Source organism: Microbacterium sp. H6, from assembly GCF_003314775.1.
GTDB classification, from domain to species: domain Bacteria; phylum Actinomycetota; class Actinomycetes; order Actinomycetales; family Microbacteriaceae; genus Microbacterium; species Microbacterium oxydans.
The window spans coordinates 4,705-12,803 of the sequence record NZ_QOAY01000289.1; the positions used below are offsets into that span (position 1 = coordinate 4,705).

At 69.2% G+C, this 8,099-nt stretch carries 6 protein-coding genes; 5 read left to right on the forward strand and 1 reads right to left on the reverse strand.

Annotated elements, in window-relative coordinates; all coding sequences use genetic code 11:
* From DSP71_RS24315 to DSP71_RS18690, 3 genes are all read left to right on the forward strand, one after another.
* The coding region (locus DSP71_RS24315) for an ABC transporter permease (RefSeq protein ID WP_258546549.1) at window positions 1-372 on the forward strand (372 nt) is incomplete at its 5' end.
* On the forward strand, window positions 369-1,181 hold the full coding sequence (locus DSP71_RS18685; protein ID WP_046749250.1) for an ABC transporter permease: 813 nt from the start codon (window positions 369-371) through the stop codon (window positions 1,179-1,181). The genes DSP71_RS24315 and DSP71_RS18685, both read left to right, overlap by 4 nt.
* A complete protein-coding gene (locus DSP71_RS18690) occupies window positions 1,178-2,686 on the forward strand; it encodes an ABC transporter ATP-binding protein (RefSeq protein ID WP_113681795.1) in 1,509 nt (502 codons plus the stop codon). Before DSP71_RS18685 ends, DSP71_RS18690 begins: the two co-directional genes overlap by 4 nt.
* Here the strand turns inward: DSP71_RS18690 and DSP71_RS18695 are convergent.
* Window positions 2,676-3,326, reverse strand: coding sequence for a pentapeptide repeat-containing protein (locus tag DSP71_RS18695; RefSeq protein ID WP_113681813.1), 651 nt, complete (start codon window positions 3,324-3,326; stop codon window positions 2,676-2,678). The two genes, DSP71_RS18690 and DSP71_RS18695, sit on opposite strands and share 11 nt — an antisense overlap.
* 300 nt (window positions 3,327-3,626) lie before the next feature.
* Here DSP71_RS18695 and ileS point away from each other — a divergent pair, with 300 nt between their 5' ends.
* Window positions 3,627-7,016: an isoleucine--tRNA ligase gene (ileS, locus tag DSP71_RS18700; RefSeq protein ID WP_113681796.1), complete on the forward strand. Its 3,390-nt coding sequence runs from the start codon at window positions 3,627-3,629 to the stop codon at window positions 7,014-7,016.
* Window positions 7,013-8,099: folylpolyglutamate synthase/dihydrofolate synthase family protein (locus DSP71_RS18705; protein WP_258546550.1), on the forward strand; the 1,087-nt coding region annotated here is incomplete at its 3' end. The genes ileS and DSP71_RS18705, both read left to right, overlap by 4 nt.

Below are 8,099 nucleotides of genomic sequence, written 5' to 3' on the forward strand. Positions count from 1 at the left end.
CAGGTGCTTCGGGACGGCCTCGTGCAAGCCGAGCGCATGCCGTTCGCTGAGACGGTGCGCGCGCGTGGGGCGAGTCCTTCGTGGTTCACGCTCCGGCACGGACTGCGTCACGGCGCAGCCTCCGCCGTCACGCTCGCCGCCTATCTGACCGGCTCCGTCCTCGGCGGAGCGGTGCTGGTCGAGACCGTGTTCGCCCGACCCGGTCTCGGACGCGTGACGCTCGCGGCGATCAGCGACCGCGATCTTCCGGTCATCACGGGGATCATCCTCCTGAGCGCCGTGGTGTTCGTCACCGTGAACCTGCTGGTCGAGATCGTGCACCCCCTGACCGACCCGCGTATCAGGGCAGCACGTGACCGGAGCACCCGATGAGGCGCGCGCAGACTGTGCTCCTCTGGTCGGCCATCGTGGTGAGCGCCGTGATCGTGTTCGCGGCGCTCTGGCCCGGGGTCCTCGCCACGCACGATCCACTGCAGACCGATGTCCGCTCCGCCCTGCTGCCGCCCGGCGCGGAGCACTTCTTCGGCACCGATCAGAGCGGGCGCGACGTCTACTCGCGGGTGGTCCACGGCGCGGGGAGATCGCTGGGCATCGGGCTCTTCGCCACCGGGGTGGCTCTGGTCCTCGGGCTCATGATCGGCGCGCTCGCCGGGGTCGCACCGCGGGGCGTCGACACCACCGTGATGCGGGTGAACGACGTGCTGATGGCGTTCCCCGAGTTCCTGGTCGCGCTGGTCGTCGTCGCCGTGCTGGGACCGGGACCCGTGAACATCGCGATCGCGGTGACCCTGGCCGCCCTGCCGGTGTACATCCGGTTGGCGCGCGTGCAGACCCAGACGCTCCGCGTCACCGAGCACGTCGAAGCCGCGCGCATCCTCGGCGTCCCGCGCTGGCGCGCTTTCCGCAGGCACGTGCTGCCGGGCGTGCTCGGTGCGCTGAGCGTGCTCGCCACCATCGGCATCGGCTCGAGCATCCTCGCGGCCGCGGGACTCAGCTTCCTGGGCTTGGGTCCCTCAGAGCCGACGCCCGAGTGGGGATTGATGCTCGCCGGGGGCCGCAATGTGCTGGGCCAGGCCTGGTGGATCTCCCTCTTCCCCGGCGTCGCGATCACGCTGACCGTGGTCTCGGCCACCGTCATCGGGCGAATCCTTCGGGCTCGCGCAGACGGGAGGACAGGATGAACGCTGCACTGCAGGTTCGAGGACTCCGCATCTCGTTCGACGGGAAGCAGGTCGTGGATGACGTGTCCTTCGCCGTCGACCGCGGTGAGTGCGTCGCGATCGTGGGGGAGTCCGGCGCCGGCAAGTCCCTCACGGCGCGTGCCCTGCTGGGCCTGACTCCCGCAGCCGCTGACGTCACCCTGGACGGGCTCGTGGTGGACGGGAGGGATGTCGCCGGTCTCTCCGATCGGGCGTGGAGGGGCGTGCGCGGATCGGGAATCGCGCTCATCTCCCAGGACGCGCTGGTCTCCCTCGATCCCCTGCGGCGCATCGAGGCGGAGATCGCCGAGCCGCTCCTCCTCCACAGGGTCGTCCGGGGGCGGGCGCCGCGAGCGACACGTGTGCGGGAGCTGCTGGAGCGCGTGTGGATGCCCGAACCGGAGCGCCGCGCGCGACAGCACCCGCACGAACTCTCCGGAGGTCTGCGGCAGCGTGCGCTCATCGCGTCCGCACTCGCCGCGAACCCGGCCGTCCTCGTGGCGGACGAGCCGACCACCGCGCTCGACGCCACCGTGCAGGCGCGGATCCTCGGACTGCTGCGTGAGATCACCGACGCGGGGACGGCCCTCGTGTTCATCAGCCACGACTTCGCAGCGGTCCGTCGGATCGCCGATCGTGTCCTGGTGATGCGGAGCGGCGTGGTCGTGGAGTCCGGTCCGGTGGCCGAGGTGCTCGAGAACCCTCGACACGAGTACACGAAGCAGCTCATCGCCGCGACGATCCACGAACCCCGAACCGCTGCGCCGACGGATTCCGCATCGGTGCTGAGAGTCGACCGCGTGTCACGGAGCTTCGGCACCGTGCCAGCGGTCGTCGATGCCTCGTTCGTCGTGAGGGACGGGCGGACGCTCGGCATCGTGGGGGAGTCGGGATCGGGCAAGACCACTCTCGCCCGCATGATCGTCGGCGTCGACGCCCCGGACAGCGGCGCCATGGAGTGGAACGCACCGCGACGGGTGCAGTTGGTGCATCAGAATCCGCTCGGCGCCTTCGACCCGCGCTGGACGATCGGTCGATCGCTGCAGGAAGCGCTGGAGGCCGGTGGTGTGCCCCGCACCGCGCGCCCTGCTCGGGTGGTCGAACTTCTCGCCGAGGTCGGCCTGGCTCCCGCACTGGCCGGCAGACGTCCGAGCGCCCTTTCCGGCGGGCAGAGGCAGCGGGCGGCCATCGCCCGTGCCCTCGCCGCCGATCCTGACGTGCTGGTGCTCGACGAACCCGTCTCCGCGCTCGACCCCTCGGTGCGGGAGCGGGTGCTGCGTCTGCTCGACGGGCTGCAGCGCGAACGCCGGCTGACGATGATCCTCGTCTCCCATGATCTGGATGTCGTGGGATCGGTCGCGGATGACGTGCTGGTGATGCAGGACGGCCGGATCGTGGAGCAGGGGCCGACGTCGGAGGTGTTCGCGGCACCGCAGCACCCGTTCACGAGAGAGCTGATCGACGCGAGCGGCACCGTCAGTCCTTGACGAGGATGCCGATTCCCGCGGCGAGCACGGGTGCCAGCTGCTGCACCTGGAACGAGGTGAGCGTGGCACCGCGCAGGCTGTTGGCGTCGAGGTAGCCGAGAGCGTCGAGCCCGCGCAGATCGAGGTCTTTCGCCCGCATGCCCCGCGAGTCAACCTCGTCACTCGATGTGGACGTGAAGCGCACTCGCGTGAGCTCGGCCCGCGGCATGTCGATCGTGCGGATGGCGCACCCTGTGATCTCGAGATCGGTGACCTTCGCCGCACCGAGGTTGAGGTAGTCGATGCGCACATCGCGCAGGTCGAGCTCGGAGACATGCGCCTCACTGAGGTCGAGGGTCCCGATGCGGCCGCCGTTGATCCGCACTCGCCGCACACCCGCGTCGCGCATGCGCAGCGAGGCGATGCGCACCCCCGACATGTCGACGTCGACGACCGATGCCCCGGTGAGGTCGACGGCATCGGCGTCTGCGCTCACGACGCACTGCTCGACCGTCGAATAGGCGAGGTCGACGGTACCGGCCAGATCGAGTCGAGCGGCGGCGAGGTCGGCACTGCGGGCAGCCCGAGCCGGTTCGAGCACCGGCGGCAGATCGGGCGCCGTGACGCGGGGAGACGCGGGGGAGTCGGAGGTGCGGGCCATGTTCCGAGCGTAGGGCGGGCCGACGACATCGTGCGCGGTCGCCATCCGGGAAGGACCGTACGCCGGGGAGCAGTGGGCACGCGTACACTGGTGGGACGAGCATCGATCCGGCCATCACCGGGGAGCTCTCGGAAGAACGGCGTGACCTTCGGGCCGCGCTCAGTAGAACCGAGCGGGGCAGGCCCGTCACAGCCGCAGTGAGAGTGGTCGCGCCGCAGGGCGCGGCACGCGAGGTGGTACCGCGGTCCGTGAGGGTCGTCCTCGCATGAGCATCCGCCACGACGACCACTGCGAGCCACGATGACCTACCCCCGTTCCGCCTTCGGCCCCGCCGCCGACTCCGTCGCGCCCAGCCCTCGCTTCCCGCAGATCGAGGAGGAGGTGCTCGCGTTCTGGGAGGCGGATGACACCTTCCGCGCGTCGATCGCGCAGCGCGAGGGGTCGCCGGAGTGGGTGTTCTACGACGGCCCGCCCTTCGCGAACGGCCTTCCGCACTACGGCCACCTGCTCACGGGGTACGCGAAGGACGTGTTCCCGCGCTTCCAGACGATGACCGGCCACAAGGTCGATCGCGTCTTCGGCTGGGACACGCACGGACTTCCCGCCGAGCTCGAGGCGATGAAGCAGCTCGGCATCACCGAGAAGGCCGAGATCGAGGAGATGGGCATCGACGTCTTCAACGCGAAGGCGAAGAGCTCGGTCCTGGCCTACACGCACGAGTGGCAGGACTACGTCACCCGTCAGGCGCGTTGGGTCGACTTCGACCGTGGCTACAAGACGCTCGACCTGGGCTACATGGAGAGCGTGCTCTGGGCGTTCAAGACGCTGTACGACAAGGGCCTCGCCTATGAGGGATACCGGGTGCTCCCGTACTGCTGGCGTGACGAGACCCCGCTCAGCGCCCACGAGCTGCGTATGGACGACGACGTGTACCAGATGCGTCAGGACCCCTCCGTGACGGTGACCTTCCCGCTGACCGGAGCCAAGGCCGAGGCGCTCGGGCTCACCGGCGTGCGCGCCCTCGCCTGGACGACCACCCCCTGGACGCTCCCGACCAACCTCGCGCTCGCCGTGGGGCCGGACATCGACTACGTGGTACTCCCGGCAGGCCCGAACGGCGCAGCGGACGTGCACCAGGCCGCAGGGACGACGGATGCCGCGATCGAGGCCTCGGCGCACCGATACCTGCTCGCCCGTCAGCTCGTCGGCGGATACGCGAAGGACCTCGGGTACGAGAGCGCCGATGACGCGCTCGCCGCCGTCGACGCGACGGTGCGCGGTGCCGACCTGCAGGACGTGACCTACGACCGCCTGTTCGACTACTACGCCGACACCGAGACCTACGGCACCGAGAATGCCTGGCGCATCCTCGTCGACGACTACGTCACGGTCAGCGACGGCACCGGGATCGTCCACCAGGCTCCGGCCTACGGTGAGGACGACCAGCGGGTGGCCGGTGCCGCCGGCATCCCCACGATCCTGTCGCTCGACGACGGCGGCAAGTTCCTCCCGAACGTCACCGACGTCGCCGGCCAGCTGTGGATGGACGCGAACACCCCTCTGGTGCGCCTGATCCGCGAGAACGGCCGACTGATCCGCCTGCAGAGCTACGAGCACTCGTACCCGCACTGCTGGCGCTGCCGGAACCCCCTGATCTACAAGGCCGTGTCGAGCTGGTTCATCCGCGTGACGGACATCAAGGACGACATGCTCGCGAACAACGAGCAGATCACGTGGGTGCCGGAGAACGTCAAGCACGGACAGTTCGGCAAGTGGCTCGAGGGCGCGCGCGACTGGTCGATCAGCCGCAACCGCTACTGGGGCTCGCCGATCCCGATCTGGAAGAGCGACGACCCGGAGTACCCGCGCGTCGACGCCTACGGCTCGTTGGAGGACCTCGAGCGCGACTTCGGCACGCTTCCGCGCAACCCTGAGGGCGAGGTCGACCTGCACCGCCCGTACATCGACGACTTGACGCGTCCGAACCCGGACGATCCCACCGGCAAGAGCACGATGCGCCGTATCGAGGACGTCTTCGACGTGTGGTTCGACTCCGGTTCGATGCCCTACGCCCAGGTGCACTACCCGTTCGAGAACCAGGAGTGGTTCGACTCGCACTCGCCGGCGGACTTCATCGTCGAGTACATCGGTCAGACCCGCGGCTGGTTCTACGTGATGCACGTGCTGTCGACCGCGCTATTCGATCGCCCGGCGTTCACGGGCGTGAGCTGCCACGGAATCGTGCTCGGCAGCGACGGCTACAAGATGTCGAAGTCGCTGCGCAACTACCCCGACGTCTCCGAGGTGCTCGACCGCGACGGCTCCGACGCGATGCGCTGGTTCCTGATGTCGAGCTCGGTGCTGCGCGGCGGCAACCTCGCGGTCACCGAAGAGGGCATCCGCTCCGGCGTCCGCGAGTTCCTGCTGCCACTGTGGAACTCGTGGTACTTCTTCGCCACCTACGCGAACGCATCGGGCGCCGCCGGCTACGAGGCGCAGTGGAGCACCGATTCCACCGATGTGCTCGATCGCTACATCCTCGCTCGTCTCGGCGACCTCGTCCGCGAGGTGCGTGCCGACCTGGAGGGTCTCGACTCCACGACGGCGTCCGCGCGGTTGCGCGACTTCGCCGAGGTGCTGACGAACTGGTACATCCGACGTTCGCGCGATCGTTTCTGGACAGGCGTGACGGAAGACCCGAAGAGCCGTGAGGCGTTCGACACCCTCTACACCGTGCTCGAGACGCTCACCCGCGTCGCTGCGCCTCTCGTGCCCCTCATCAGCGAGCGCGTGTGGCAGGGCTTGACCGGTGGACGCAGCGTGCACCTGACCGACTGGCCGGACGAGGCGCAGTTCCCCGCAGCGGACGAGATCCGCGACGCCATGGACGCCGTGCGCGAGCTGTCGAGCGTGGGCAACGCACTGCGGAAGAAGGAGAAGCTGCGTGTGCGTCTCCCACTCGCCCGCTTCACCGTGGTCTCGCCTCTCGCGGCGTCGCTCGGGCAGTTCGAGGACATCCTCCGCGAGGAGCTCAACGTGAAGTCGGTCGAACTCGTCGCACTCGCCGATGACACCGCAGCGGAGTACGGCATCGCGCACCGCCTCAGCGTCAACGCCCGCGCGGCCGGTCCGCGTCTGGGCAAGGACGTGCAGAAGGCGATCCAGGCCGCACGCTCTGGCGACTGGAGCGAGGAGGCCGGTGTCATCACAGCCGGCGGCATCGCGCTGGAGCCGTCGGAGTACGAGCTCGTGCTCGAGACGACCGGCCGTCCGGAGGGGGAGGCTCTGGCCATCGTGCCGAGCGGGGGTTTCGTGCTGCTGGACACCAGGACGACCCCCGAGCTCGAGGCGGAGGGGCTCGCCCGAGATGTGATCCGCGCCGTGCAGGAGACGCGCAAGAACGCCGACTTCGACGTGAGCGACCGCATCCGGCTGGTGCTCCGATTCCAGGACGATGCGGACACCGCAGCCGTGGTCTCGGCGTTCGAGCTGGCAGGCATCGCTGCGGAGACTCTCGCCGAGGAGTACTTCGTGATCGATGCGCAGGGCGACTCGATCTTCGGTCATGGTGCGGTCCTCGCCGGTGCAGGAAGCGCGACGCCGGAGTTCTCCGCTGTGATCTCCGCCGGGACGTATGCGAACATCGGCGACTTCACGATCGACGTGACCAGGAGGGGAGCGGGAGCATGAGTGCTGCTGACAGGGCGGATGCCGTCTACGAGGCGCTTCTGAGCCGAGCGGGAGAGCGCTGGGTGCAGCCGCGCAAGGAGCGCACCGCCCGGATCCTGGCCTTCCTCGACGACCCGCAGCGCACCTACCGCGTCGTGCACATCACGGGCACCAACGGCAAGACGTCGACGGCCCGGATGATCGAGAGCCTTCTGCGTGCGCACGATCTGCGTACCGGGCTGTTCACGAGTCCACACCTCGAGCGCTTCACCGAGCGCATCATGATCGACGGCGAGCCCATCGCCGACGAGGCCGTCGCGGACGCGTGGGACGAGATCGAGCCGTTCGTGGACATCGTCGACGCCGAGCTCGAGGCAGCCGGTGACGCTCCGTTGACCTTCTTCGAACTGCTGACCGTGCTGGCATTCGTCGCGGTCGCCGACGCTCCGATCGATGTGCTCGTGCTCGAGGTGGGCATGGGCGGCGAATGGGACTCCACCAACACGGCAGACGGCGACGTCGCGGTGTTCGCGCCGATCGACATCGACCACGCCGACCGCCTCGGCAGCACGATCGCCGAGATCGCCGAGGTCAAGGCGGGCATCATCAAGGAGGGCGCCGCCGTGGTGTCTGCTCAGCAGCCCGCGGAGGCCGCCGAGGTGCTGCGCCGGGTGGCTGCGGAGCGCAACGCCACCATCGCCTTCGAGGGCGAGGAGTTCGGTCTCGCCGAGCAGAAACTCGCGGTCGGTGGGCAACTGCTCACGATCCGTGGCCTGGCGGGGGACTACACCGAGGAGTACCTCCCGCTGTACGGGGCGCATCAGGGGCACAACGCCGCCCTCGCTGTCGCCGCGGTGGAGTCGCTGATCGGGGGCGCCACGCAGCGCATCGCGGCCGACATCGTCACCGCGGGCCTGCAGGAGAGCACTTCTCCCGGCCGACTGCAGCTGCTCGGCATCGCGCCGACCGTGATCGTCGACGCGGCGCACAACCCGCACGGCGCCAAGGCGCTCGCGCAGGCACTGGACGACAGCTTCGACTTCGACGAGTGGGGTCTGGTGCTCGGTGTGCTCGCCGACAAGGATGCCGCGGGCATCGTCGCCG

Bases quoted from the DNA above. Each gene is read 5' to 3' on its own strand.
- DSP71_RS18685 (WP_046749250.1), top strand. From the start codon at position 369: ATGAGGCGCGCGCAGACTGTGCTCCTCTGGTCGGCCATCGTGGTGAGC.
- DSP71_RS18690 (WP_113681795.1), top strand. From the start codon at position 1,178: ATGAACGCTGCACTGCAGGTTCGAGGACTCCGCATCTCGTTCGACGGG.
- DSP71_RS18695 (WP_113681813.1), bottom strand. From the start codon at position 3,326: ATGGCCCGCACCTCCGACTCCCCCGCGTCTCCCCGCGTCACGGCGCCC.
- ileS (WP_113681796.1), top strand. From the start codon at position 3,627: ATGACCTACCCCCGTTCCGCCTTCGGCCCCGCCGCCGACTCCGTCGCG.